The organism is Pedobacter sp. UYP1 (genome assembly GCF_040547305.1).
In the GTDB taxonomy this organism is placed as follows: domain Bacteria; phylum Bacteroidota; class Bacteroidia; order Sphingobacteriales; family Sphingobacteriaceae; genus Pedobacter.
This window is the reverse complement of record NZ_JBEPPL010000008.1, coordinates 33666-60287: the sequence shown is the minus strand read 5'-3', so window position 1 is coordinate 60287 and position 26622 is coordinate 33666. Positions and strand designations below refer to the sequence as shown.

The window sequence follows — 26622 nt, the reverse complement described above, 5'->3', positions numbered from 1 at the left end:
TTTAGTAACCTTGAATATTATAATGTAAATCAAAAAATATGGTCTGGTTGCAGTGGGTACAAAACAATTTCGGGCCTTATTGCATTATAGTTAAGTAATTATAAGTATGGGTATTTTAAACTAAATAAAAAAATGCCCGGTAAAAGGCAAATATTTTAAAAGTGACGGTAGATTAGATGAATTTAGCCATTCAGCCCATATGTATTATATCAGACAAACAATATTTAGCCTTATATTTTTTTTACTGATTTTTGCGACGACTTATTTTCAATACGGACTTAGTAATATTATTGATTTAATTAAAGATCACATCCTTTAATCAATCCTTTTGATAAGCCGATTTTTTTAAATTCACCATCCTTTTTAATCTCGACAAATCTTTCTACACGTTGGCTACGTTCAACAATGTAATCCTGATCTTGATAATAATTAGTTATTAACTGAGTATTGCCTTGCATTGCTGTGTTTGAACCAGTGTAAATCCGGTTAGTTTTTAGTTGATTAAAATTATGGATCATCTGTATAAAATATTTACCCGGTTTTAATCCTTCGAAGCTAAATCTTCCTTGTTCATCGGCAATCGCTTCAATAGCATATTTATTTGCTTCTTTTGACATATAAACCGATATTTTTTTACCTTCCTTCTTATCCCTGAGTGCATACCACTCTTCTAGATATGGTGTAACAGGGTATAACATAACTTTAGCACCTCCAGCCTTAAAGATTAATCCATCAACCTTTGAACATGCTCTACCTTCGATTCTAGATAAGCCACGGCTTAATGCCGATTTGGCCAGCACTGCATCGAAGCTACCTTGTGGATAGATAGAACGCTTCGTTTTTCCGGATGTGGCCGAGATTTTGCCTCCCAAATCGCTATATTTCTTCCGGTCCAGATCAGCCATTTTGGAATTTCCTATAGCATCATAACAATCGGCACGATTGATATAAGCCAAAAGATATTTCGGATCAATTTCGATTGCTTTTGTATAATTTGTAATTGCCATGGTAAATTCTTCTTTAGCGCCGTAGACAGCTCCAATGTTATTATATCCATCAGCTGCTTTAGGTAGTAACTTAACCGCCATGTTATAATCTGCAAGAGCTAAGTCTGACTTTTCCAAATTATTCAAATAAATATTGCCCCGGTAGTTGTATAAATAAGAGTAATTTTTTCCGCCAAAGTCTATAGCTTTTGTATAATTTGCAACAGCCAATTCATAATTCTTTAGAATTTCATAAATGATACCCTGGTTCTTATACACATCAGGGTCTTGTGGCTCAAGTTGGGCAACTTTTGCATAATCGGCAAGTGCCTGAGTGTACTGTTCTTTTTTTTTGTAAGAAACGCCACGGTTAAAATAAGCATTAGAAAATTTAGGATCAAGCGCAATCGCCTTAGTATAGTCGGTAATGGCTAAATCATATTTCTGTTCTTGTAAGTAAGTACAACCCCGATCAAAATACGCTTTTGCGGTACGGGGGTTTTGTTCATTAGTAACATTTTGAGCAGATAGAGTATTGATATTAGCAATTAGTATGATGACTATTAGAATAGAAAATTTGCTTAATTTTTCATGCATGATATCAGTTGTTTCGTTTACTTGTTTGAATCAATAACGGAAAGTAGTTTGAATATTAGTCTCATCACTTAGATTCAAATATAGTAATTAACTGAAAAAAATAATCAATGGAAAAATATTACCAGATGTAACCTGGTTTATCATCAACTGTGTGTTAAACACATCTCTGTTCCCTATCAAGTGGAATTATTTACTCCATTCCATATTATTTTCCGCCCATTGTTTTGCAGATGTGGTTTCAATCGAATTTTGAAAATTGAAAGTTTTCTCAAGTTCCCAGGATACACCACGGCCATCTCCAAAAATGGACCTGTATTTTTTTACGAAATTTGTTGGGTCATTTTGTAAATCATTTTTTAACTCTTCAAGATCAGCTACTGTACGTTCAAATTTTTCTCCCGATAAAGAATCTATTACATCAGCAAATTGGCCATAAGTAATGGTATCCCCACTGATGTAAACTATGGTGTTTTTTATTTGAGGTTCTGCGAAAAAGATTGCTGCGGTCAGTTTGCCGATGTCACCTGGTGTGGTAACAGTTACGGCAGTATCTGGACTACCCAATGCGTTTACAATTTTTTTATCAAAATCAACCAAACCAAACGACTTTTCGAAGAGATAGCTGGTGAACATACCTGTTGAAATAATGACCCATTCTGTAATGGTCTGTGATCTGAGAAGCTTACGGACGTCGAGCTGTTCATCGAATAAGTCTTGTGCACTACCGCGACCAATAACCTCAAAGTCAACACCAAATTGCCATGGGAAGTAGCGTTTTACTCCAGCATCAAGTACTGCACTAGCAAGTTTCAATTGAAATCCGCCAGCTCCACTACCATATCCAGTACATGAAATGACAACATCGAAGTTTTTGAAAATGGAAATCAAATCTGAAGATGGGGCGGAGAGATCAGCCGCGAGTAAAGATGCCCCCAGCGACCTGATTTCATCTATATTTGTCTTTTTTTGTTCATCGTCAGATTCGATTGTTGTACCACGAAGCAATACGGTGACTTTGACATTATTGTATTTTTTTGACTCTTGCGCTATATTTCGGATTACGGGCATGCCCAATTCCCCAGCTCCTAAAATCAGGATCGATTTATTTTCCATATTCATTATATTTATTTTTCAAGATGACGCTGTTTGTATAACTGATGCACTAACAGCTTTTTTGTTTGGACAAATTTAGGATAGTTATATTTTAGGAAGGATAAGGAACCTTTTGGTTTGTAAGTTACCTGAAGGTTAGTAAATTGATTATAAGTTTATTAAATTTTAACAGAATTTTTATTTTACATTAGGAATACTTATCAATTTTTTTAACTAGCTATAAGATGATGAAATAGGATTATGAACTGTCGCTTAGATTTTTTATGCCCTGGATAGATACGGCTGCATATGCCATAACAAAAATAAAGACATGGGAAAACTTGTTACCGATGAGAAGCTTTTAAAAGCCTGGGACGATATCTGTAAGGTTTTAAACAAAGATCATGATGATTTGAAAAGTGACATATTAAATCATGTTGGAAATAAATGGTCATTATTTATCATACATGCCTTGGGGATCGATGGGCGTATGAGATTCTCTGCATTACAAAACCACGTCAGTGGTATAAGTCAGAAAGTGTTAACTAAATGTCTCCGTGAATTGGAGAGGGATGGGTTAGTATCCAGAAGTGTTTACCCTGAAGTACCTCCCAGAGTTGAATACGAATTAACAAATCTAGGTATTGGTTTATTAGAACAGGTTACCCCACTTTGGTTATGGATAGCCAATAATATTGATGATTTTAATGATTCCAGAGCAAATTATACAAATACCGCTCCTGTTGAATCCTGACTTATTTCGCAGTCTGGATTCAAAATATTTCATAATTCCCAGTTTACATAACGCTTATGCAAAATGATAAAGAAATACTACATCTCCTGTGTAAGCAGGTTTTAGTTGATTTTTAATCATCAGCGTAGCTTTAATAACAACTTTGGTTACGCCTTTCAAGTTAGCTATGGAAATGAGCTTAGCCTTAAGTTGTACTTCACTATCAACCACAACAGCTTGTCCGAATTTAAAACGCTCTATGCCGTAGTTAATTTCCATCTTAATATTGCGGACATCTGCAATTTGCTTCCATAAATAGGGGATTAGTGATATCGTTAAATATCCATGCGCAATTGTTTTCTGAAAAGGACCATCAACTTTAGCTTTTTCCTCGTCAACATGTATCCATTGATGATCAAGCGTTGCATCCGCGAATTTGTTAATCTGTTGCTGATTAATTCTATGCCACTGGGAAACCCCTAAGTCTTTACCCAAATAAGATTGATACTCTTCGAAATTATTGATGACTAACATATGTTTATTATTTGAAATATACCTCTAAACCTCACTTAAGCATCAATTGTGCCAATTTAGTCTCTTTTCTTCCAGTAATATCAAATGTTTTGTAAAATTATTTTAGATATTAAAAATATCAATATTGTTTTTTTTATTCATTTTTTGCTAGAAAAATGAGTGAAATTTAACAGGATAATAAATATGAATGTAAAACAACAATTGATTTACAATTTGCGAAAATATATTCTTTTTTGTCAAGGTTTTAAGTCTCAGAAGATTGGAATTTAGCAGCAGTATATTTACACTTATAGCTGCATTGGTAGCCATGCTGGCCTTTAGAAAATAGCAATAATTTTGAAGCCAGGATTTCTGCAAAAATTATTTAATCGTTGAAATTATTGTAAAAAAAAAGCTGTATCAATTTTTATTTATGATACAGCTAGACATATATTTTAAATTACTTACAAATCTATACGTGCAAATTATTTGCTTTGATATAATTGTAGCTTTTGGTGATACTCACAAACGGATCTCCCGGGCAAATATCCTGCTCGTTAAAGAAATACTCTAAACCAGCTGCTTCAGCATGCGCAAAAACTTTCTTGAATGGGATAACGCCATTACCAACCTCCGTAAACATTTGTTTGGGTGTGTTATCCATATCTTTTACGTGCCATAGCGGGAAACGTCCAGGATGCTTCTTAAACATCGCAATTGGGTCTTGCTTGGCTTTGTACATCCAATAGATATCCATTTCCATTTTCACCAGGTCGGCATCAGTACTGTTGAGTAATATATCATATGGATAATGACCATCTTCCGATTTGAATTCAAAATCGTGGTTATGATAGCAAAGTTGTATCCCTGCTTTCTTAGTAATTTCGCCGGCTTTGTTTAGCTTTTCTGCGGTTTGTTTATAATGATCAAGCGTTCCACGTTCACTGTCAAGTAAATAAGCGCAAACCATATATTTAATACCTACAGCGCTTGCATCGTCAACCGCTTTTTGCCAATCATTGATAATGGTTCCTTTGGTATCGGGCATGCCTTCGCCGAGCATAAAATGGGCACTTGGCATAATGAGGCCATTGTCATTTAAAACCTTTTTAAACTCGGTAGGAGCCATTCCGTAGAATTTCTGGCTGCCTGTATAAGTAGCACCTTCAACTGAATTGAAACCCACCTTAGCAACCTTAGCCAGAGAGCCAATCGGGTCTTTAGCCATCGCATCACGTACGGTATAAAGTTGTAAACCCACATATCTTTTTTTCGGAGCTGCAAATAATTTGGGAGCCATTAACAAGCCTGCTGATAGTACAGCACTACTTTTTAGGAACGAACGTCTTGATGTCATTTTCTAATAGATTAGTTGTTTAAATAAATCTAACATATTGGCCAGGTAAATCAATTAAGCCACAAAATTGTTACGAAGGCCGATTGTTTATATTTTAATGTGTCAATGTAAAGCTTAGTTCGCCATTTTATCATTCAATTGAGAGAGCTTATACCTTAGCTCCTCCGGCCTGAAAGGTTTTAATATGCAGTCATCAATGGTCGGGAACTGGATAACCTCCTCAATTGAAGAGCCTACAGATGCCGTAAGTGCGATGATCCAGGGAGGTGTAAAATCTTTTTTATTAATATCTTTTATAGCTCTTGAAGCTTCAAAGCCATCCATTATTGGCATGTTTATATCCATTAATACGACATCATAGTCTTTCTTAATACACATTTCCAAAGCGACCTTTCCATTAACGGCTTCATCAGCAACTACGCCCCATTTGGCTAAGATCTTTTTGACAACCAGCAGGTTTAACCGTTCGTCATCAACTGCGAGCAAGCGTAGCTCAGACAAGTTGGCATCCAATGGGAAAAGTGAAACAGGAATTGATTTTTCTTGCATTTCAGTTGCGGTATAAATTATATCGAAACTAAAACATGATCCTTTGCTTTCTCTGCTGTTAATTTCGAGTTGACTGCCATGAAGCTTTAACAACAGCGAAGCGATAGTCATTCCCAATGTGGTCTGATATTGACGCTGACTGCGCTGCAATTTCTTTTTGAAAGGATCCATCAACTGCTGTTGCATTTCTTCAGAAATACCAATACCAGAGTCGTCTATCTTGAATTTGATCACCGTCTTATCAATTGGTTCTTCGCTGCAAGTAACACCAACGTTTACAAAACCATGCTTTGTAAACTTGATAGCATTGCCGATTAAATGAAAAAGTATCTGGCTAAGTCGCAACTCGTCACCAATAACAAGCTTATTCTTGAGCTTTTCATCTATAAGCAGGTCAAAATTCAGCAACTTTGATGTCGCTTCTTCCTCAAATGTGGCAAATACATTTTTGATCGTTTGATAAAGGCGAAAAGGTTTTTTATGCAGCTGAATTTTTTCATTGTCGAGACTACTAAAATCGACAATGTCATTAACGGTTGCCATCAAGTTTTCAGCGGAGAAATTAAGTATCTGAAGATTTTCATCCTGCTCAGCAGATCTGCTGCCTGAGAGCAGAAGATTGCTCATCCCAACAATCGCATTCAATGGCGTTCTGATCTCATGAGACATGGAATTCAGGAAATTGGTTTTGGCCATAGCCTGTTCCCGGAGGTTGGCCGCTGCCTGCTCCAGATTTTTTTTGAATAAAAGCTCACGCTTTTTAAACTTGGTTAGTGATTTGAAAAAAAGATGATGAATATATAAGATCAGTGCAAAATTAATGAGCACTGTAATTCCGTAGGCGGTGTAATTAACATTGATCATTGTTGAAGGGATGCTCTGTTTTAGAAAATCATTGAAGAGAATTCCGGTCAATAGCGGTAGAATAGCTGCAATTGCATATCGAAAACCACTCTTTGAACCAAGTATATAATAACTCGCAGATATAACCAGCAGGCAATATTGAATATTGATCACATACAGAGTTGGGTAAACTAGGAGCATGTTTGTCCAGATCAAAAGCGTAACAGAGGTCAGGAAAAAATGAGCAGCTATATGCCAGGGCCTTTTGCTTAGAAAGAAACATAAAGAGGCTACAAAAAAACCTAAAAAACAAACTATCCGCACTAGTAACAGATTATGCGCACTAAGAATATATATTGTTGTCAGAATAGTTGTTAAAGCTATAAAGGTAATAATGCAGGCAAACAAGATCCTTAAACGTGTCCTGTTGAGTAAGTCCATATCCTTCGATAGAATTCTACGGTAAAAATGCATGTGATAAGCAGCCATAGCATAAAGAGGTTAATAGAAATGTAAAATAGAAAATAAAAACAAGCGAAAAGAACATTTGATCTGTATTTTTTAGTAGAAATACTGAAAAATACAGATCAAATGTTCTTTGAGGGCTGAAATTGGAATGTAAGATCTTGTCTAAATTGATTTTAACGGTGTAAACCAATTTAAATAGCTAGAATTAGCTGCCCACGAAACTTCCGATAATAAGTGCCAGTATGGCTACGGCTAAAATTATGGCGCGGTAAACGATGATACTATCCCAGCGCAATTGCAATAGCCGGATTGTGGCGGGTATTACAATTGATACAGCAGCCGATGACAGCTGTTCATTAATTGGCTTCGCTACTTTCAAATAAATTCCCAGATGTGAAAGAATTGCTATCAGCGCTGTGCCTGAATAGATGGCCAATGGTTCATGATAGTTTAAGACCGTGATCAGCAAAGAACTAGTAACACCTGTTATACCAATTAAAGGCATTCTTTTATCCGCAATTAAGTGTTTATAACCAATTAAATCTAAAATAGCCTGATCACTGCTAAGCGCAGCAGCTTTTTTTACGACGATCGCGTGAAACACATCTGTTCCATAAATTACACCTACAATTAAATTAGCAACGACTAACAGTATTTAATTGATAAGCATGTTCATTTAATTTAACTGTAAGCTTTGCCTCCGTTGCTACTTCTGCTTTTGCTGACATTTAAATCAGCCAATTGCGTTGCTTTAATATTTCCTGATGGTTATTTTTTAGAATCGTATTGCTCTTGCGGTTCTCCAGTAATAAATAAAAAGCAAGTCCGCCAAATACTACAGCTAGCACAAGTGTGATAATTGTTATGTTATAAATAATATCGAACTAATAGTAATAAACTGTTGTTTATATTTTAGTATTTTTTTTATTAAATTAAGTTCTACTAATCCGATGAAAATGGAGTTACTTCCTATACCTGAAAACGAAACTGAGCGCTTGAGGACGTTAAAAAACTACGAAATTTTAAATTCTTTGTCCGAAGAGCAATATGACCGAATTACTGCACTGGCGGCCTCTATCTGTGAGGTGCCGATTTCGTTAATTACTTTAATTGATGAAGATCGGCAGTGGTTTAAGTCAAAGGTTGGACTTGACATTGGGGAAACAGCTAGAAGCCTTGCTTTCTGCCAGTACACCATTATGGATGATGGAATATTTGAAGTCACCAATGCGCGCGCTGATGAAAGATTTAGAAATAATGAATTGGTTACAGGTGATCCTCACATCATGTTTTATGCAGGCTATCCGCTAATAGATCCGCAGGGATACAAATTAGGTACACTATGCGTGATAGACCGTAAGCCGAATCAATTAAGTGAAAATCAAAAAGAGGCATTAAGGCTTTTAAGTCTTGAAGTTATGCAACTGATCGTTGAAAGGAGATTGAAAGAGGAATTAAAGAATTTTGAAAAGCTTTTTTTGCTTTCCAATGATCTGGTTTGTGTTGCCGGTACAGACGGTTACTTCAAAAAAGTAAATCCTGCCTTTAAAAAACTGCTTGGTTGGTCACAAGAAGCTATGCTGGAGAAAAATATATTTGACATGGTTCATCCGGATGATAGTCAAAGTACAGCAGTTGAAATGGAGAGATTGAAGAGTGGAACTTCAATCATTAACTTTGAACACCGACTGAGGTGTTCAAACGGTGAGTTTAAATTTTTTCAGTGGGTAATCACTCCAGAAAAAGGCACAGATAATGTGTTCGGTATAGGAAGAGATATCACTAAGGAGAAAGCCAATGAAGAAAAATTAGCTGAAAAGGAGGCCAGCCTGAGGGCTGTTTTCGAAAATTCACAGGGATTTTTGTGTACCCATGACCTTCAAGGGAATTTCATGACCATTAATAATGCTGGAGCATCAATTTTGGGGTACAATATTTCCGAGATCGAACAAATGAGCCTGTTTGATATTGTTCCTGCAGAGCGACATCCTTATCTAATTAATTATCTGAACCAAATTCAGCAAGAAGGACATAGTGCAGGACAAATGCTGGTTTATCATAAAGACGGCTCCCTGAAAACGCTGATGTTCAATAATGTTCTGGAAATACGCGCAGACAGAGTTCCCTATGTTATTGGCAATGCACTGGATATTACTGAACAAAAATCAGTGGCAGCACGGCTACTTCAAGTTACCGAAATGCTTGAGCAAACCAACCAGGTTGCACGTGTTGGTGGATGGCAAATGGAGATGTCGGCTCAAAAAATTTATTGGACAAGTGTGACCAGGCAAATTCATGAGCTTCCTGATGAAGTTGAACCTGATTTGGAAACCGCAATTAATTTTTATAAAGAAGGTGCCAATAGAGAGGAAATACAAAATGCCATACAAAGGGCTGTAGATTTCGGGGAGAGCTGGGAAATGGAATTGCAGATTATCACTTACACCGGAAAGGAAGTGTGGGTAAAAGCAATGGGCAACTCATTATTTGAAGATGGGGTGTGCAAAAGATTGTATGGATCTTTTCAGGATATTGATAAAAGGAAGAAGGCCGAGCTTGAGGTGGCAATATCCCGCGCCATTTTGAGCTCCTTTGCTTCGCACGCGCCTGCAGCAGTTGCAATGCTTGACAATCAGATGCGATATATCGCTGTAAGTAACCGGTGGTTGGATGATTACGGTATGCATGGCAAAAATATTTTAGGAACATCGTATTATGACTATTTTTCTTTTATTACTGACGAAGGCCGGGAGCGTCATAAGCGTATTCTTAATGGGACGGTAGAAAGAAAAGAAGAAGACGTTTATCTGGGCTCCGCAGCACAGCAAAATCAGTATATTAATTGGGAAATGCGGCCTTGGTGGGAATCAGAAGGTGTAATTGGTGGAATGATGATCTTTACCCAAGATGTCACCGCGGCAGTTTTGCAGCGTAATGAACTAAATGAAGCTAAAATTGCTGCCGAACAGGCCAGTATAGCAAAGTCAGATTTTCTCGCCAATATGAGTCATGAAATCCGTACCCCCTTAAACGGCGTGATTGGTTTCACAGATCTGGTACTCAAAACCGATTTAAATGAAACCCAGCTACAATATCTTTCTATTGTCAATCAGTCTGCAATTGGCCTTTTGGGAATTATCAATGATATTTTGGATTTCTCAAAAATTGAAGCTGGTAAACTGGAACTGGATCTTGAAGAGTGCGATATTTATGAGATTAGCGGACAGGCAACAGATATCATCACTTACCAGATACAAAAAAAAGGGCTGGAGATGTTACTTAATTTATCTACTGATCTGCCTAGGTTTATATGGGCAGATTCTATCCGCCTGAAGCAAATTTTGGTGAATTTAATGGGTAATGCTGCTAAGTTTACTGAGAAAGGAGAAATAGAATTAAAAATTGAAGTATTGCAACAGCAGGGTGACCTATATCAACTTCGTTTTAGTGTGCGTGATACAGGCATTGGCATTAAGGAAGATCAAAAAGGTAAAATATTTGAGGCTTTTGCACAAGAGGATGCCTCAACTACAAAAAGATATGGAGGGACAGGATTGGGGCTTGCGATAACCAACAAACTTTTAGCGATGATGGGCACCAAGCTTGAATTGACTAGTACGTTGGGGGTAGGGAGTGAGTTCTTTTTTGAAGTGTGGATGAAGGGAGAAAAGGGAGAACCTAAGCAATGGGAGAACATTAGCTGGATAAAGAAGGTCCTTATCGTGGATGACAACGAAAACAACAGGATAATCCTGGATCATATGCTGCTTTTGAAAGAAATCATTAGCACGCATGCTAAGAATGGCTTTGAGGCTTTACAGTTATTGGCATCCGGACATCAATATGATCTGATTTTAATGGACTACCATATGCCTTATCTGGACGGCCTGGATACAATCCGGCAGATCAGGGAGACCTTTAATGAAAATGACTTGCTGCAGCCTATTGTACTGCTATTCAGTTCTTCTGATGATGAAAAAGTGATGAGCACCTGCGAAGAATTAAAGGTCAATGCCCGAATTTCAAAGCCCGTCAAGATGGAGGAATTATACAATTTGCTATCACATATGCTATTGAAAGAGGCCGCTCCCAATTCTATTCAAAATGTCTCTGTACCCGCCCTCACCGAAAAGACAATCCAGATATTAGTTGCAGACGATAACGCTATCAATATGCTGCTGGCAAAAACGATTATAAAAAGGGCTGCCGTTAACGCAGAAGTTATCGAGGCAAGAAACGGGCTTGAAGTCATTGAATGCTTTAAAAATCAGGTACCCGATTTAATCTTGATGGACGTTCAGATGCCGGAAATGAATGGTTATGAAGCTACAATTGAAATTAGAAAACTGGAAAAAGGAGATGAGCATGTTCCTATTATTGCACTCACTGCTGGGAACGTGAAGAATGAAAAAGAGAGATGTACTTTTGCAGGAATGGATGATTTTGTGGTCAAACCTGTGATCGAAGATACCATTGTTCAGGTGCTCAAAAAGTGGCTTCATGTTACCGGAGAAATGCAGTTTCAACTGCATCAGGCAGCACCTGATGCGCATCAGCATTTTGATCCCACTATTCTAAAATCATATATTGGCGATGATACGATGGTTCTTGCTGAAATATTAGCCCTGACCAAGGAGCAATTGAAAAACTCACTTTCATTGATTAAAGCTGCTGTTGAAAAAAATCAGCTGGTAGAAATATCAGCAGAAGGGCATAAGATATATGGTACTGCTGTTTCAGCCGGCCTTCCCAGACTCGCTAAATTAGCTCGTGAGTTAGAACTGGAAATCGTATCGTCACCTTACAAAAAAGATTTGGTTGATGCGCTGAGCGAGGAAATTTATGTCTGTGTCGATTTGATGTGAAAGACAATAGCCGGTAATTTTTTATTTTATGTGATTTAATTGTGCAATGAATAGATATAGTCAAGAACGGCTGGAAGATGCTTTGTGCAATAATACTATAGCCATTAATGATTCATTTATAGTCTAGGATGCCCAAACTGACATGCGCTTTAAAGATAACCCATTAGTGACAGGTAATCATAGTGGAGGCTATGTAGATACTTCAAATACAGTACAGGGATTGAATGGATATTCTTCTGGTGTTATTGTTGTACTTTTCCCTGCTAAAAATGACGAAACTGCGGCTCATGAATTTTTGCACTCTATGAAATTGCCGCATACCTTTGTAAATACCGAGGCAGCTGCTGATGAAAAGTTTACTTTCAAAATTCAAAAAACAGATAATGTAATGGACTATAGTCATCAGGTAAATATTCAACGCACAAGCTTATTCAAGTGGCAATGGATAGTAGCACACGGAGCAGCTGAAAATGAATAATACAATCGTTATGGTAAATGACTTTGATATTAAAATACATTTCACTAAACAAAGCGTAATCCTATGAAGTATAAAGAAAAACATTTTTCGATAAAAATATTTGCTATTATAATCCTGATTATAGGAAATACAATCTCTTGCAGTGCACAAAGACATCAATCGAATACTAATAAAAATTCTAAAAATATGCAAATCCAAAATATTTCTAATGATTTTGAGCGACTTGACGTAAATGAATTGAAGGCAAAAGCTGTCAAAACTACTGGTATAAAAGTTTTACCTGATAAAAAGACAATTGAAATAGAAGTATATGATTATCAAAAGGAAAATGAGAACGGTGATCACATCAGGATATCAGGTGACAATTATGGCGATTTCAGATCCGAACAGCGAATTAAAAATGCCTATTTCAACCAGATTAAGACCTATTATCAAAATGGAAATATAAAAAGTAAGGGCTTAGAATTTAATGTGTTTTATGGTAGTTTCAAGAAAGGTATATGGTATGGTTTTAGTCCTGAAGGTAAATTAACGTCGAACATTGATTATGATATACCATTCAAATTTACATTTGAACAATTGGTTGAATTTCTGAAAAAAGAAAATATTCCTTTGAAAAAAGGTCCCATTGCTCAGAATCCTGGTTACCTTACTTCAGTCAAAAGAAATGCAGAAAATGGTAAAGAACCTTTCTGGCAAGTATCGTGGCTTAAAGCTTCCGACAAAATCGAGGACATTGCTATTAATGGATTAAATGGTAAAGTAATATCGAGAAGGGTTAGAAATTATGTAAATAATTAGTATAACAATTACATCATAAAAGCTGCCTGGTAGGGCAGCTTTTATGATTTTAAAGGTATTTTATTGTAAATTATTTTGCCTCGGGTTCACTACTTTTTAAAATTTCCCTTGCGTTTTTTGCCAGATTGATAAATTCTGCCCGGTAACCTTCTTCATCTTTACCTTTGGCAGCTTTTGCTCTGGAAATTAAATTCTCAAAGTCTGAATGCTGTTTGTAAGCTGAATCGCTTAAAATCTGCCCCAACTCTGCTACAGCACTTGCAAATCTAAAATCGTCACTTGTATCCAGTATTGGAACAGGAGTGTCATTAACTGAGACTTTTTCCATCGCACTTTTTTCACCATCAGGAGTCTTGTATCTGAATTTAATAGTTACGAGTTCTGAAGACGAATTTGTAGTACTCGCTTTTTCTGTTTTTTGATATTTTAGCGGATCCACACTGAATGAATAATCATCTTTTAAGCCAGCCGGTATAATTTCGTACAACGCCGTAACGGTATGTCCAACTCCCATATCACTCCCCAATTTTTTATCGTTATTAAAGTCTTCTTTTTCCATTAAATGGTTTTCATAACCAATCAAGCGGTATGCCTGCACCTTAGCAGGATTAAACTCTACCTGAATCTTGACGTCTTTAGCAACCGTAAAGAGTGTAGCTCCAAATTCAGTCACCATCGCTTTTCTGGCTTCAGTTATGTTATCAATATAGGCGTAATTACCATGCCCCTTATCGGCGATAGCATTCATTTTACTGTCTTTCAAATTGCCCATGCCAAATCCAAGAACAGAAATACTAATGCCACTGCTATTCTCTTTTATAATCATCTGCTCCATATCTTCATCACTTGATGCTCCAACATTGAAATCTCCGTCAGTAGCGAGAATGATCCGGTTATTTCCATTTTTAATGTAATTCTCCTTTGCAATACGGTAAGCCATTTTTATTCCCTCACCTCCCGCAGTAGAGCCGCTAGCCTGAAGGTCATCTATAACATTTTTAATTTTGGTTTTTTGATTACCTGAAGTACTGGCTAGTTTTAAACCTGCTCCATCTGCATAAGTAACAATAGCAATATGATCTATAGGCCGTAACTGATCTACCAGAAGTTTCATGGCGGCTTTGACCAGGGGGAGTTTATTCACATCAGACATAGACCCGGATACATCCAGCAAAAAAACAAGGTTTGAAGATGGAAGCTGATCTGTTTTTATTGATTTTGCCTTGATTCCTATTCGTAGTAAGCGGTGTGCCGGACTCCATGGTGCACAGGAAAGCTCGGTATGAATAGCTACGGGAACTTTGTTTTTAGGACCGGCAAGGTCGTACTGGAAATAATTAATCATTTCTTCAATCTTCACTGCATCTTTTGGCGGCAACTGGCCACCATTTATAAATCTCCTGAAATTACTGTAAGATGCGGCATCGACATCTGCTGCAAAAGTGGATAAAGGACTTGTTTTTGGATCGATGAATTTATTCTCTGGATTTTTCTTGTAAGATTCTGAATCCGTGTTTGCACCATAGTTGCCCCAAGCAGCTGAAGTCTTTGGATTTAATGTGGTAAATGAACTTGTCATTGATTGTTTTCGCTGGATAGCATAACCAGTTACCACTATTTCTTTTAACATTTGCCGTGAAGCCATAAGCCATACATCAATCTGGTTTGATGACCCAATTTTTACCCTTTGATTATTGTAACCTATAAAAGAGAAAATCAGTACTTTCTGGTTGTCAGCTACAACTACGGAATAGTGTCCGTTGGCGTCTGCGTTGAAATGGAGGTGAGTTCCTTCAATGCTGATTGAAACTCCAGGTATCGGCTTACGATCGTCGTGATCGTACACTGTTCCGCTGATGGTTTTTGCTTCGCTGTTTCTGAATCCTGCCAGACTAAGAAAGAGCATTGTCAAATAAAGTTTTGTCTTCATGATATGGATTTTTCCAGGGGATGCGGGTATAGGGGCATTTCCATAAATGAATAAAAAAAAAGTATTTTTATAGCGTAAATGAATTGGTTTAAGAGCTCCAGGAAATCAGATCCGGCAGAAGATGTAGAATTATTAAAGCGTTATCTGAAAACAGAGGATCTATCTGCGCTTGGAGAATTATTTGAGCGGCATTCTGCTATGGTCTATTATGTATGCCTGAAGTACTTGATGGATAGCGAGAAAAGTAAAGATGCTGTAATGAGTATTTTTGAAGAACTCATCGTTAAAGTGAAAAAGCAGGAAATCAGACAATTTGCAAGCTGGCTCTATGTACTGAGCAAGAATTATTGTTTAATGCAGCTGCGCGCTAAAAAAAATGTTCAATATGTAGATTTCGAGAGTATTGTGGAATTTACACCAGCAATGCATCAGGATGATAGGGAAAACAAGGAAGAAAAACTAACTGCGCTTGAACTTTGTCTGGAAAGGCTTCCAGAGAAGCAAAAACAGAGTGTGGACTTGTTTTTTCTGCAAGAGAAGTGTTATAAGGAGATTGTTGATGCTACAGGTTATAGTTTAAATGACGTTAAGAGTTATATCCAGAACGGAAAAAGGAATTTAAAAATTTGCATGGATAAAAATCGTGGAGAAGAATAAAGTGGACATATCGTTATTGCAGAAGTACCTGAATGGAGAGCTTGATGCTCGTGCTATGTATGAAATTGAACGGCAGGCACAGGATGACCCTATATTGATGGATGTGATGCTGGGTATGGAAAAAGGGAACAGGGAATCTGACCAGGTAAACTTGAATGAGCTTAGTCTGCGTATAAAAAATCGTGTCAAAATAAGTAAGGCTGTTAAGTTGTTTCCATGGAAAACATGGGCTGTTGCAGCATCACTGATTTCTGCATTTTTATTGACAGGGTTGTGGTTCTTTAGTACACCTGAAAAAAGTCAATTTCAAAAGAATGCGGTTGTTCAACAGAAGCCGCATGCTGAACTGACGCATAAAACAAAAGTGCCAGATGTAATTCCAGAAACAAAGCCAATTATTCCTTTGAAAAACAGTGATCATGCTGTCAATCAATTAGTTTTGGCTAAAGCAGGTGAGAAAAATAAGAATATTTCTGGTGCGATGTCTCCTGTTGTGAATACTCAAAATGGTTTGGACAGCTCTGTTATTGCCTCAACAATACCTTTAAAGGATAGCAGCAGTTTAGCGGCGGGCACTTTGAATGAAGTCGTAATTGTGGCGTATGCAGCTGTCGCTAAAAAGAGTGTAACAGCTGCTTCCACTCAAACAATTTTGGGTGATACTTTACACCGGGCATTTACCGACAAAGTTGCTGGTAACCTCATCAGGAAAAATAGTGGTAATCTCGCTATGACGGTTACTGGAGTGGTAAATGACAAAATAGATCATTTACCATTAGCTGGCGCTGTGGTGAGATTGAAGGGAAGTAGAAATGTGGAGGCTGTAACAAATGGAAAAGGTGAATTCAGCATTACTTTGCCATCAAAGAAGGCTGTGATAGAAGTAACAGCAATGGGTTACAACCGGCAGCAAGTTAAAGCAGAATCATTTGTATCTGTAAGTATAAATCTTGAACAAGATCAATCAGCATTGAGTGAAGTTGTTGTCACTGGTAAGGGGAGCATGTCCAGACCAGAAAAAGCGCAGCCTGAAGTTGGGTGGACTGCATATAATCAGTATCTTAAAAAGGAGGGGAAAGTCCAGACAGAAAGCACTGGCAGTATTAAACTTGCCTTCATGATTGATGAAGATGGCCGGCCGGTATCCATAAAGATTTTAAAAGGTTTAAACGCCGGTCTGAATCAAAAGGCATTTAAAATAGTTGCTGATGGCCCAAAATGGAGGAGAGATAGCGCTAATCCAAATAAAGAAGTTAGGTTAAAAATTAAATTCTACAATTAGTAAACCTGGTTTCGGATGAACAGCGGATAAGGACGTTTATTTCCACGTACTGTATCTGCTTTTGGTACGCCATTGAAAGGCTGCATAGCACAACGGGGTTCGCCTTGGCAAAGTCGGTAAAGCAAAAATATAATGGAGCTGCGTCATAAGTCAGGGCATTAAAATAGATACCGCCACCATACTGCCAGTGAGTACGCGCAAGTGTGCCCGGGAAGCCAATAGATCATTCCTACTTTATAAATGGCTCAATTAATTTTTTTTTCTTGAAACTATCCCTGCTTAAGGATGTTGCTTTACCATTTATTGATCAAGTTTTTGTTTATAATCTGAAAGACCATGCTGAATATTGATGATAGCCATTCTCTGTCCTATGCTGACAATGAACAGATACTTAATCTGCTGCCTATCCCGATTGCAGTGTTGAAAGGTGAACTATTTGTCATTAGTTTCGCCAATGACGCAATGTTTGAACTCTGGAGACGTGATCGTACGGTCCAAACTATTGGGTTACCGATAACCACAGCTTTTCCTGAAACTAATGTTTCTTTTTTAGCCCAGTTGGAAAAGGTTTTTCGGACTGGAGTCCCTTATAAGGATGAGGAGGTTTTACTGACTCTGAATGATGGCACAGGTAAGGTATATTCTATATTCATAGATTATACTTATCAGGCCATATTTGGGGATGAAGGGATAATCACCGGGATTCTGGTTACCGCTCAGGACGTTAGCCGTAAAGTTTCAGCAAAGCAATTGCTTCATGATACGACAGAGGAATTGAAAAATTCCAATCATGCCCTGTCCTCTAGTAATGAAGAATGCTTGATGGCAATTGCAACGGCTAATCTTGGAACATGGAAGTTATTTGTTGATCGTGATGAACTGAGTTTTTCTGAAAGAAGTGCAGCTATTTTTGGTTTGAAACAGCAAGAGGTTTCGCTTAGATCAGTGCTCCATCTGGTTAGGAAAGATCATAGGCAGTCGGTTATTCAGACCTTACAGGAAATCGCAGATTCCGGACAAACGTTGGAAATAGAGTATCCGATCAACCCTGAGAATTCGGACCAGGAGCGTTGGGTTCGTTTAACAGGAAGAGGAGTGGTGGATGTACAGGGACATGCTATGGTGCTGAAAGGAACGATGATGGATATTACCAGTTCAAAAATGGAATTGATCCGTAAAGATGAGTTTATCGGTATTGCAAGTCATGAACTTAAAACTCCACTGACTTCTCTTAACGGTCTGCTGCAACTGCTGAGCAGGCGTCTTGACCTAAAGAAAGATGATAATCTTGGAGAAATGATGGTTCTGACGCTTTCTCAGCTTAGAAAAATGACGCGTATTATCACTAGTTTTGTTACCATATCACGTTTGGAATCTGGTAAATTTGAATTGGAGCTGACAGATTTTGATATCGGAGAATTGCTGAATGAACAGCTCAAAGAAGTTCGTATGACTGCGGCTGGGCACACTTTTATTCAGGAGGGCTGTCAGAAACTTCATATTAAAGCTGACCGGATTAAAATTGGAGCGCTATTGTCGAATCTGATTTCCAACGCGGTTAAGTACACACCAACTGGCAAATCTATTACCGTTAGTTGCAGGCAGAAGCTGAAATTTTTGGAGATCAGTGTTAAGGATGAAGGAACTGGTATTGCTGAAGCAGATAAAGAAAGAATATTCGAGCGGTACAGCCAGATTGAGAATCCGCATGTGAAGAATTCAGCTGGTTTTGGGATAGGGTTATTTTTGTGTGCTGAGATTGTAAGACACCATAAGGGAGAAATTTGGGTTGAAAATAATGAGGATGCCGGTTGCACTTTTTATTTTAAACTACCTGTTTTTTCGGGATTGGTTTAGCATTTGCCATTACAAATGAGTTAAAATTAAGGCCCCTTACGGAGCCTTTTTAAATTACTGATCAGGAATTGTTATTTAATCTCAATTTGACGTCGAACCATCTTCGCTTCTTCGCGCTTTGCAATGTCAATTCTCAATATGCCATCTGTGTAAGCTAATCGGAATTTTACAAAACCTGTACCAACCAAATAATCACTTAAACTACCTGAAAAAAACACATGATTCATGCAATATTTTCAGTTTTAACCTATCACTTTTTCAAGTTTTGCCTGTATCTTAGTTTGCAAACCTATGATTGTTGCTAATTGCTTACACTCAGGCCAGAATTCAAATACGGATCTTTTGCCATTGTACGATAAGCGTCGAATGGTTCCCAGTTGACAAGAGGTATGTATCCATCGGTTAAATCCTGTCTTGTGAACTCATCCTTAGCCCAATGATCTTTCCATCCATAATAGGAAAGATGGATTTGAGGGTGTTTTCCTATCCTTTCATTTGTTTCACCGATTGTACCTGCACCATAATAATGGCCCAATAATGCTCCATTGGCTGGTACTAAAGTAATAACTGCCATTGCAGGTATAGTTGGAGGTATTGAATTTGAAGAATCGCCCTGTGCATTCCCTTTTTTTGCAGGCAATAAATGCTAACATACATAGGGACAAAATGAAACCTGTGGAAGATTTGAGATAATTCATTTGTTGAGGTAAGTGGTCTCAACAAAAAACGTGAAAAATCAAAGAATTTTGTAATAGAAAAAATACATTTATTTGAGCCGTTTTTATGCCTATGATGAGGCATGCCAAATGTGATTGTTTTTCTTACTTACTATACAAATATTCGTACATTTAAGTTTAAATAACGACGAAGACTGCAATACATATTATTTGATTTATCATCGCTTATAAAAAAACAATTAGATATGGAAAAATTGGCATTGCTGGTACGCCTTGAGGCTAAACCTGGAAAGGAACAAGAAGTAGCAGACTTTATTAAGGGTGCATTGCCTTTGGCACAGGAAGAAGAGCAAACTGTCAGTTGGTATGCATTAAAGCTTGGGCCGTCTACCTTTGGAATTTTTGATACATTTGAGACTGAGGATGGACGCAAAGCACATTTAGGAGGACAGATAGCTGCCGCTCTCATGGCTAAAGCTCCTGAGTTGCTAGCCACCGATCCTGTAATTGAGCAGGTTGATTTGCTGGCAGTAAAATAATGTAAACAAATAGGTTGCGTTCTCTTGCAACCTGTTTGTTTATGGTGATTTTATTTCTTTTTCTCTCCTGTGCTTTCCTACCACAGGTAATAAAAAACATAAATACTAGTAACAGATTTTTCAATTATTTCTTATTGTGCTTAGCGCATTGACAGTAAGATAGTCTGGCCTTTAGGCCTTAAGCGATATTTAGCCCCCTTGGTGGGTTTCTCGAAAATGCCTTTTGATGCACTTAACTTGTAGGTGTGCCCATCAAACTCATAAATAACGCTTTCATTAGTTATACTTTTTATAGGAGTATGAGCAGACTGCGCTATATTTAAATCCAAAAACCAGTCACTATTTAAATTGTTATTACAGGTTATTTTTAGCGTTTTTTCTTTCAGTTCAATCTGAAAAGTTCCTAAATCAGAAGGCCATAGCACTTGCGCAGTGTGAAGATCTGGGTTGCGAAATATGGCCTTGCCTCCATGAACTGCCTTATCCAGGCCATTGATGTTGACCATCAGCTGTAAACCTGCTGTCTTATCTTTACTTCCCCAATTGAAACCATCCACTACTGGTAATGTATAAAAAAAGCTCTGATTTATTGTCGTAACGGACTTCATATACTTATCTGGTATGGATTCATTGAATAGATGAATGTCACGAATAAGCATATTCCCTTTTTCCCAAAGAAAATTAGCACGGTAAAAGCGGCTGTTATACCAAATAGTTTGTGCGTCACTGTCGCCCAGATCTTTAGTAACAGTAAAAGAGGTTGCAGGAGTGACCTTATATTTCTTTTTAAACCAACTTCCAGATTCAGACATAGTTTCTACCCTCACTTTGCCCTGTTCTTTGAGCTGTGCAATGATCGGAAATTGTATTGCTAACCCTTTCTGCATGCCGTCCCATGTGAAAGAATTTTCCTGACCTGCCTGCGTATAATTAAATCCAAGCGATGGATCGTCTGAAAAGCTTTTCAAAAACCATTTGATCCACTGCTCATTACCACCAGCATGCATATAAACAGGCTCAAGTGTTGTAACAGACCTGCCGTCAGCATATTGACGTATGGGATCACTTCCTAACATTCGGAATACTGGAACAGGAAGTTGGTTTTTTACATTTTGAGCAGGCATGTAAGCATTTATCCTACTTGGATAGTAAGCCTGATTCCAGTATCCACCCCAAAGGGTAAACCCGTCGGTCCCTACCTGATCTTTACAATTTGCAGAGGCGACAATCTTATATTTATCATACATATAGGTAAGAGAATAGCCATCTATAACCCATGATGCGACAGACTTAGGATAGTATCCAAAGATCTTTTTAAAATCTGTAAAATAGGTGTCAATTATTTTTTTACGTTCTTCTGGGTTATATCCTACAGAAAACCCGATATCTGAATGCCAGTCCCAAGTGTATTTGCCACGCCACTTTATACCAGCTTTTTCTATCAATTGTTGTGGAAGTTCCCACCAGGCGCCAATCTCAAATTTATTTTTAGGTAAAGCTTTCAATAATGCCTGGTAACGGAGATCAATTAAAGCATCGTATTGTAATAAAAAGGTACCACCAAGATGATTCGTTTTCATCAATTCTATCTGCTTCACCACTGTTTGGTAGAGTACATCTTTTGTTACATTGGCCTCACGCGGTTCAATATCACGAATAAAATTTACGATGTTAACTATTTTTGGCTCGGGATTGCCTTTAGAGTTTTTAGTTTGTCCTATGCATAATGAACTACAGAAAATGGCTGTCATTATAATAATGAAGTTAATACAGATCTTGTGTTTCATAAGTAGTAAATATCTGCTAATCTTACTGAAACTACGTCCTGTACTATCCTGCATAATAGTTTATTCGGGAAGTAGCCTACTCGTATATCGGCCGGGTACTGCCTGAGTACTGCCTGAGTACTCGTTAGGGTAAGAGCAGTGTTGAAGTAACGCGAGAGCATGGCAAGTCTATGTCAAAACAACTAGTTGAAATGACTTAGAGTTCCTACGCTTAAAGGCTGTTTGCAGCTTGGTGTTATACCGACCACTACTCAGAGACTACAGAACCATAACCAGGTGAAGATTTATGAACTTTATAATTTTCTTCCGAATATGGCATGGACAACTACGGACAATTGCAGACAGCCGCGGACAATTATGGACATTGCCTGCTCATGATGATACTCTTTAGCAAAAATGCTTTACATTAATAAAAAAGTAGATATTTATGGCAATTTTCGATGGTAAATTTTTAAAGGGAATCCTGGGCGATTTCATTTTTAAAGTGGTAAATGGGGTACAGGTTGTTTCAAAAAGGCCTGTGCCAGGTACAATGAAACAATCAGTGGAAACCAAAAAGGCATCAGAGAATTTTCGTAAAAGTAGTATGCTTGGAAAACACGTTAGAGGCATATTTCATAACACGTTAGGTGAAAGGAATGAGCAAAGTTATGTTTTTCGATTCACCAGTGCGTTGACTACAGCCCTTACAGCATGTGAGAATCCCACAAAAACAGGATATCTTTTTAAGCGAAACAGCTTTAGTAATTTAGCCGGTTTTGAATTTAACGTTATTTCTCCGGTAAAAAAGATATTGAATTTAAAACCCAAAATTAAACTCAATCAGGGAATTATGAAAATTGTTTATTATGAGTCAGATAACGCGCCAAAATTGCGTTTTCCAAAGTATGCAACTCAATGCAAACTAACATTCGTAGTCGGATTAATCCGGCTGAAAGACGGTAAAAGAATTCTTAATCCGGAAAAACATAGCATTACCCTTAAAAAAAACGAAGAATTAATAAATCGGATTGATTTTTCTTTTAAAATTCCAGCCGGTTGTCTAAGTATCGCTGTACTTTTTTTGAGTTTCTATAATGGTATTACCCTGTTAAATAGTAAATCTTTTAATCCCGCTGTCATTTGTGATGCAATCTTAAGTCCCGGCACTTTTACGAATCAGGATAATCATTCATGGATGGAAATGCCAGGTTTGAACTTCGATTAATTTTGCAGCAGCTATTAAGCCGCCGGCATGCTATTGACTTGAGTTAATAAGTTAATTCATTATTTAAAATTAAAAAAATGGGAAAGCTCACAATAGGAATCCTTGGTGGATTCTCAGGAAAAGTAGGGACAGTAATCGGTGCCAGGTGGCTTACGTTGGATGTAATGAAAAGTTTGCAAAAAAAAAACATTAATCCGCCAGTCAGATCAGAAATTGATCAACGTACTAAATTTGGCTTAAGCACAACTCTATTTGATCTATTCAATGTATCCGATTTTAAGCATATTTTTTTCAATTTTTAAAGTCAAATAAATGGTGGTTTTTTTATTATGGTTTGACTTATCAATGTAAGTAACTACATAACGATTAGGCTTTTGGTTATCTTTTTTAACGATGATTGTGTTTAATATTGTCTTATCACAATCCTGTGCCTGTATAATTGGGTCAGCATCAGTTTCGTCAATGAGTACTTTAATTCTCTTTTGACAAGCTGTTGTACAGTAACGGTGTTTAAGCGCGTCCATTTTTGCTTCAGATACATTCAGGTCACTTTCATGGTCAGCTGCAGCAGATATATAGGCAGTATAAAAGTCTGTTAACATAACAATACCTTTATCGGAAGGCCGGGGCTGAGCTTTCACGGTAAAGGTAATCAGTAGCAATAAAACAATTAATCTCAATTTATTCATATAGGTTTGGAATTGCAAAATTAAAGTTGTCGGCGGGTTTAGGTTATTCTTAGGAGGATCTATGGAGCAATTTTATTGTATAGATACTAATTAATATTCGTTTAATAAGATTTTTTTTCCTAATATTTCTATTCAGGTTTTTCCGGATCTGATCAGCTCCAGCTGGATAGTAATCAGGAACAGTAAATCCTTATCGATATTCAGATAACGTTCAATAACAGTTTAATGATTGGTTTTCAGTAAGAAGTTAATCCAACAATGGAATAAAAGAGCCAAAAAACACGAGATAATAAACATTGATTAAAAAGACGGCTTTATCAAGGCTTATATTATCTCTATTCGGGCTAATTAAATTTAACCTTTAAATTTCTCATAAAAGGATCGGTTTTTTGGCATTGAAAAAGTAATCCCCACAAGATGGAATAATCAATCTACTCGCTTTGTCCGTTCCTGAAAAGAGTTTACTTTACTCGTTCCATGTTTAAATGAATTAGCTATTTTTAGATATATACTCACCTGCGGTCTCTGTAATTAGTCTTCTAACTGTTTAATCTTATATAAGTATATACTCTTATTACCTGTTTTGTCTTCTTTAGAAAGGACTCCTGAATCAGTTAACCTGTTTAGTTGTCTTGAGATTTCTTTGCTGCTGAAATCTCGTTTATATTCTTTTTTTATATATTTTCTGACATAATTAACTTCTCTCTGTTCAGCAAAGAACATTTTTGGAATTAATTCCTTTTTTATGAAATAAGCTATGCTTTCTTCTCCTTGTCTGGAGACAAAGAATTGTGGATTGTTGACATTCTCTTTGTAGAAGTTTTTGATGGTCTCTATGGTTTCCCATTTTTTGAGTTTAAAAAGTTTCGCTGAGAAGATCACATCAATTTCTACTCCGAAAAAATCTGCTATCTTTCCAGCAGTTTTGCTTGAGATAGAGGCTTTTCCATTTTTTATTGTGCGAAGATGGTTAACAGATATATCAGTTGCAATTGCCAATCCCGTAACATTGATGCCCGTTTGATCTAGTAAAGAAGTAAGCTGATTTCCAATTAGTTCAGCCCTCTGATATTCATTTTCTTCCATAATAAATCAAAAAGAGATATAAATCTGTCCTCATTATTAATGAAATAGTTGTTATTATGGATTCAGAATTATACCTTTACACTATGATTTAATAGATATCTCGAACAGAGAAATATTGTATGATGATTTCTTTATCATATGCTTATTAAATAGAGGCTTATTCCTATACTTTAAGATTATTTATCCTTCCTTCCGACAAAAGTCGTGATGCATCCTGCATGCACAAAAACCTAAAACCATAACCTAAATCCTTTTTGAGTAATAATCAATCCATTCTGAAAAAAATCGGGATTGATCATTAATTTTTAATGATAACTAACCAACAAACATGAAAAAAACGATCTCAATAATCGCCATGGCCACGCTTTGCCTTTTTTTAAGTGTAACGGCCCAGACTCAGGTAACGAAACCAACTTATAAACCTGTTAAAATAGGGGACAGAGTTCCTGATGTAACATTGACTAATATTTATAATTATAAGACTACAAAAACTAATCTTTCTGATTTTAAGGCTAAACTGATTATTCTTGATTTCTGGGCAACCTGGTGTACATCCTGTCTGGTTAATTTCCCGAAAATAGAAAAACTGCAAAAGAAATATGGAGAAGAGGTTCAGTTTATTAAAGTCACTGATCAGTCAAAGGCAGTAGTATTACCTTTTTTGGAGAAATTCCATAAGGATCAACCTTCGGTTATTCCGGTAATTACAGACGATAAAATATTACATGAATTGTTTCCTCATATCTGTATCCCACACTATGTGTGGCTGGATCAAAGTGGAAAAGTAGCCGCTGCCACTACTGGTGATGAACTCACCGTAGAAAACATAGATCAGTTTTTAAACAATGATAACATTACAAATATGCGGTTAAAGATAGATCAGGATATTTCCAAACCACTTTTTATTACCAATGAACTTTTGAAAAATAATGAACTGAAACATAGTTCTGTATTTTTCCAAGGTAAATACGATGGCCTTGGTACGGGAGTAAATAAAAGGTTTAACAAGGCCGGTAAACAGACTGGTTTGAGTATTACAAATATGCCCTTGTTTACTATATATGAGATAGTAGCTACAGATTTATTTAGACAGAGAGGAGTAATGAACAGTGATGCAAGGAGTTTGAATTTGGTGAAAGATCCGTCTTTAATTACTTACAAAAAAGGACTGGGTACAAGGGCACCTTGCTTTTATACTTATGATTGTGACGCAGCTTATTTGGACAGTACAACCATATATCAAAATATTTTTGATGAGCTGAACAGGTACTCTGACTACTGTGGAAGTATAGAAAAGGCCAAAGTTAAATGCCTTGTTTTAAGGCGCACAAGTAAGATTGATAAAATAAAAACTAATGGCGGTATTGCCCAGGAGTTAAGCTTTGACGACCCTAACCCCAAATTGGTCAATCACCCATTAACAATTATGATGCTTCGTTTTAGTGATCTTCCTTTTATAAAAATTCCTTTAATTGATGAAACAAATTATAGTTCACCTGTAGATATTCAGATTTCTAAAAGTACGAATCTAACAGATTTACAAAAAGAATTAGAAAAATATGATCTGGAATTAAAAGAGCAGACAAGAGAGCTAGATATGTTCGTATTGAGGGATAAAAATTAAAGAAG

Annotated in this window: 22 protein-coding genes; 11 read left to right on the top strand and 11 right to left on the bottom strand. The window is 37.0% G+C overall.

Features of this window, described 5'->3' with window-relative positions; translation table 11 throughout:
* Nucleotides 1-299: 299 nt before the first annotated feature.
* On the bottom strand, nucleotides 300-1583 hold the full coding sequence (locus tag ABIB30_RS16450) for a tetratricopeptide repeat protein (RefSeq protein ID WP_354303835.1): 1284 nt from the start codon (nucleotides 1581-1583) through the stop codon (nucleotides 300-302).
* 186 nt (nucleotides 1584-1769) lie between these two features.
* On the bottom strand, nucleotides 1770-2696 hold the full coding sequence (locus ABIB30_RS16445) for an aromatic alcohol reductase (protein WP_354303833.1): 927 nt from the start codon (nucleotides 2694-2696) through the stop codon (nucleotides 1770-1772).
* 310 nt (nucleotides 2697-3006) lie between these two features.
* Here ABIB30_RS16445 and ABIB30_RS16440 point away from each other — a divergent pair, with 310 nt between their 5' ends.
* Nucleotides 3007-3429 (top strand): winged helix-turn-helix transcriptional regulator, encoded by a 423-nt coding sequence (locus tag ABIB30_RS16440; RefSeq protein WP_354303831.1) that lies wholly within the window; start codon nucleotides 3007-3009, stop codon nucleotides 3427-3429.
* A gap of 54 nt (nucleotides 3430-3483) precedes the next feature.
* Here ABIB30_RS16440 and ABIB30_RS16435 read toward each other — a convergent pair whose 3' ends face one another.
* The 4 genes from ABIB30_RS16435 to ABIB30_RS16420 all read right to left on the bottom strand — a co-directional run bounded on the left by ABIB30_RS16435 (nucleotide 3484) and on the right by ABIB30_RS16420 (nucleotide 7742).
* The gene (locus tag ABIB30_RS16435; RefSeq protein WP_354303829.1) at nucleotides 3484-3942 is read right to left on the bottom strand and encodes a MaoC family dehydratase; all 459 of its coding nucleotides are present in this window, start codon (nucleotides 3940-3942) and stop codon (nucleotides 3484-3486) included.
* Between the two features lie 451 nt (nucleotides 3943-4393).
* Nucleotides 4394-5278, bottom strand: a complete 885-nt coding sequence (locus ABIB30_RS16430; protein ID WP_354303827.1) for a TIM barrel protein — start codon at nucleotides 5276-5278, stop codon at nucleotides 4394-4396.
* Between the two features lie 114 nt (nucleotides 5279-5392).
* Nucleotides 5393-6871, bottom strand: coding sequence for a response regulator (locus tag ABIB30_RS16425; protein ID WP_354303825.1), 1479 nt, complete (start codon nucleotides 6869-6871; stop codon nucleotides 5393-5395).
* Between the two features lie 472 nt (nucleotides 6872-7343).
* Nucleotides 7344-7742 (bottom strand): hypothetical protein, encoded by a 399-nt coding sequence (locus ABIB30_RS16420; RefSeq protein WP_354303823.1) that lies wholly within the window; start codon nucleotides 7740-7742, stop codon nucleotides 7344-7346.
* A gap of 352 nt (nucleotides 7743-8094) precedes the next feature.
* Between ABIB30_RS16420 and ABIB30_RS16415 the strand changes: the two genes are divergently transcribed.
* The 3 genes from ABIB30_RS16415 to ABIB30_RS16405 all read left to right on the top strand — a co-directional run bounded on the left by ABIB30_RS16415 (nucleotide 8095) and on the right by ABIB30_RS16405 (nucleotide 13282).
* Nucleotides 8095-12003, top strand: coding sequence for a PAS domain S-box protein (locus ABIB30_RS16415; protein WP_354303821.1), 3909 nt, complete (start codon nucleotides 8095-8097; stop codon nucleotides 12001-12003).
* Nucleotides 12004-12145: 142 nt separating this feature from the next.
* Complete coding sequence (locus ABIB30_RS16410; protein ID WP_354303819.1) at nucleotides 12146-12481, top strand: zinc metalloprotease; 336 nt, start codon at nucleotides 12146-12148, stop codon at nucleotides 12479-12481.
* A gap of 63 nt (nucleotides 12482-12544) precedes the next feature.
* Complete coding sequence (locus ABIB30_RS16405) at nucleotides 12545-13282, top strand: hypothetical protein (protein WP_354303817.1); 738 nt, start codon at nucleotides 12545-12547, stop codon at nucleotides 13280-13282.
* A gap of 70 nt (nucleotides 13283-13352) precedes the next feature.
* Here the strand turns inward: ABIB30_RS16405 and ABIB30_RS16400 are convergent, their stop codons facing one another.
* A complete protein-coding gene (locus ABIB30_RS16400) occupies nucleotides 13353-15212 on the bottom strand; it encodes a vWA domain-containing protein (protein ID WP_354303816.1) in 1860 nt (619 codons plus the stop codon).
* Between the two features lie 78 nt (nucleotides 15213-15290).
* Here ABIB30_RS16400 and ABIB30_RS16395 point away from each other — a divergent pair, with 78 nt between their 5' ends.
* From ABIB30_RS16395 to ABIB30_RS16385, 3 genes are all read left to right on the top strand, one after another.
* Complete coding sequence (locus ABIB30_RS16395; protein WP_354303814.1) at nucleotides 15291-15869, top strand: RNA polymerase sigma factor; 579 nt, start codon at nucleotides 15291-15293, stop codon at nucleotides 15867-15869.
* Complete coding sequence (locus tag ABIB30_RS16390) at nucleotides 15856-17151, top strand: carboxypeptidase-like regulatory domain-containing protein (protein ID WP_354303812.1); 1296 nt, start codon at nucleotides 15856-15858, stop codon at nucleotides 17149-17151. The genes ABIB30_RS16395 and ABIB30_RS16390 overlap by 14 nt, the downstream gene beginning before the upstream one ends.
* Before the next feature lie 336 nt (nucleotides 17152-17487).
* Nucleotides 17488-19008, top strand: a complete 1521-nt coding sequence (locus ABIB30_RS16385) for a sensor histidine kinase (RefSeq protein ID WP_354303810.1) — start codon at nucleotides 17488-17490, stop codon at nucleotides 19006-19008.
* A 301-nt stretch (nucleotides 19009-19309) separates the two neighbouring features.
* Here the strand turns inward: ABIB30_RS16385 and ABIB30_RS16380 are convergent, their stop codons facing one another.
* A complete protein-coding gene (locus ABIB30_RS16380; RefSeq protein WP_354303808.1) occupies nucleotides 19310-19648 on the bottom strand; it encodes a hypothetical protein in 339 nt (112 codons plus the stop codon).
* Between the two features lie 282 nt (nucleotides 19649-19930).
* On the opposite strand from ABIB30_RS16380, the gene ABIB30_RS16375 reads away from it, so the two are divergent.
* On the top strand, nucleotides 19931-20224 hold the full coding sequence (locus ABIB30_RS16375; RefSeq protein ID WP_354303806.1) for a putative quinol monooxygenase: 294 nt from the start codon (nucleotides 19931-19933) through the stop codon (nucleotides 20222-20224).
* Nucleotides 20225-20364: 140 nt separating this feature from the next.
* On the opposite strand, the gene ABIB30_RS16370 is transcribed toward ABIB30_RS16375, so the two are convergent.
* The gene (locus tag ABIB30_RS16370) at nucleotides 20365-21975 is read right to left on the bottom strand and encodes a hypothetical protein (protein ID WP_354303804.1); all 1611 of its coding nucleotides are present in this window, start codon (nucleotides 21973-21975) and stop codon (nucleotides 20365-20367) included.
* A 463-nt stretch (nucleotides 21976-22438) separates the two neighbouring features.
* Here ABIB30_RS16370 and ABIB30_RS16365 point away from each other — a divergent pair, with 463 nt between their 5' ends.
* Complete coding sequence (locus tag ABIB30_RS16365) at nucleotides 22439-23218, top strand: hypothetical protein (protein ID WP_354303802.1); 780 nt, start codon at nucleotides 22439-22441, stop codon at nucleotides 23216-23218.
* Between the two features lie 77 nt (nucleotides 23219-23295).
* Complete coding sequence (locus tag ABIB30_RS16360; protein ID WP_354303800.1) at nucleotides 23296-23520, top strand: DUF6266 family protein; 225 nt, start codon at nucleotides 23296-23298, stop codon at nucleotides 23518-23520.
* Here ABIB30_RS16360 and ABIB30_RS16355 read toward each other — a convergent pair.
* A complete protein-coding gene (locus ABIB30_RS16355; RefSeq protein ID WP_354303798.1) occupies nucleotides 23476-23907 on the bottom strand; it encodes a hypothetical protein in 432 nt (143 codons plus the stop codon). The two genes, ABIB30_RS16360 and ABIB30_RS16355, sit on opposite strands and share 45 nt — an antisense overlap.
* A gap of 531 nt (nucleotides 23908-24438) precedes the next feature.
* Nucleotides 24439-24993, bottom strand: coding sequence for a helix-turn-helix transcriptional regulator (locus tag ABIB30_RS16350; RefSeq protein WP_354303796.1), 555 nt, complete (start codon nucleotides 24991-24993; stop codon nucleotides 24439-24441).
* Between the two features lie 328 nt (nucleotides 24994-25321).
* On the opposite strand from ABIB30_RS16350, the gene ABIB30_RS16345 reads away from it, so the two are divergent.
* Nucleotides 25322-26617: a TlpA family protein disulfide reductase gene (locus ABIB30_RS16345; protein ID WP_354303794.1), complete on the top strand. Its 1296-nt coding sequence runs from the start codon at nucleotides 25322-25324 to the stop codon at nucleotides 26615-26617.
* Nucleotides 26618-26622: the final 5 nt, after the last annotated feature.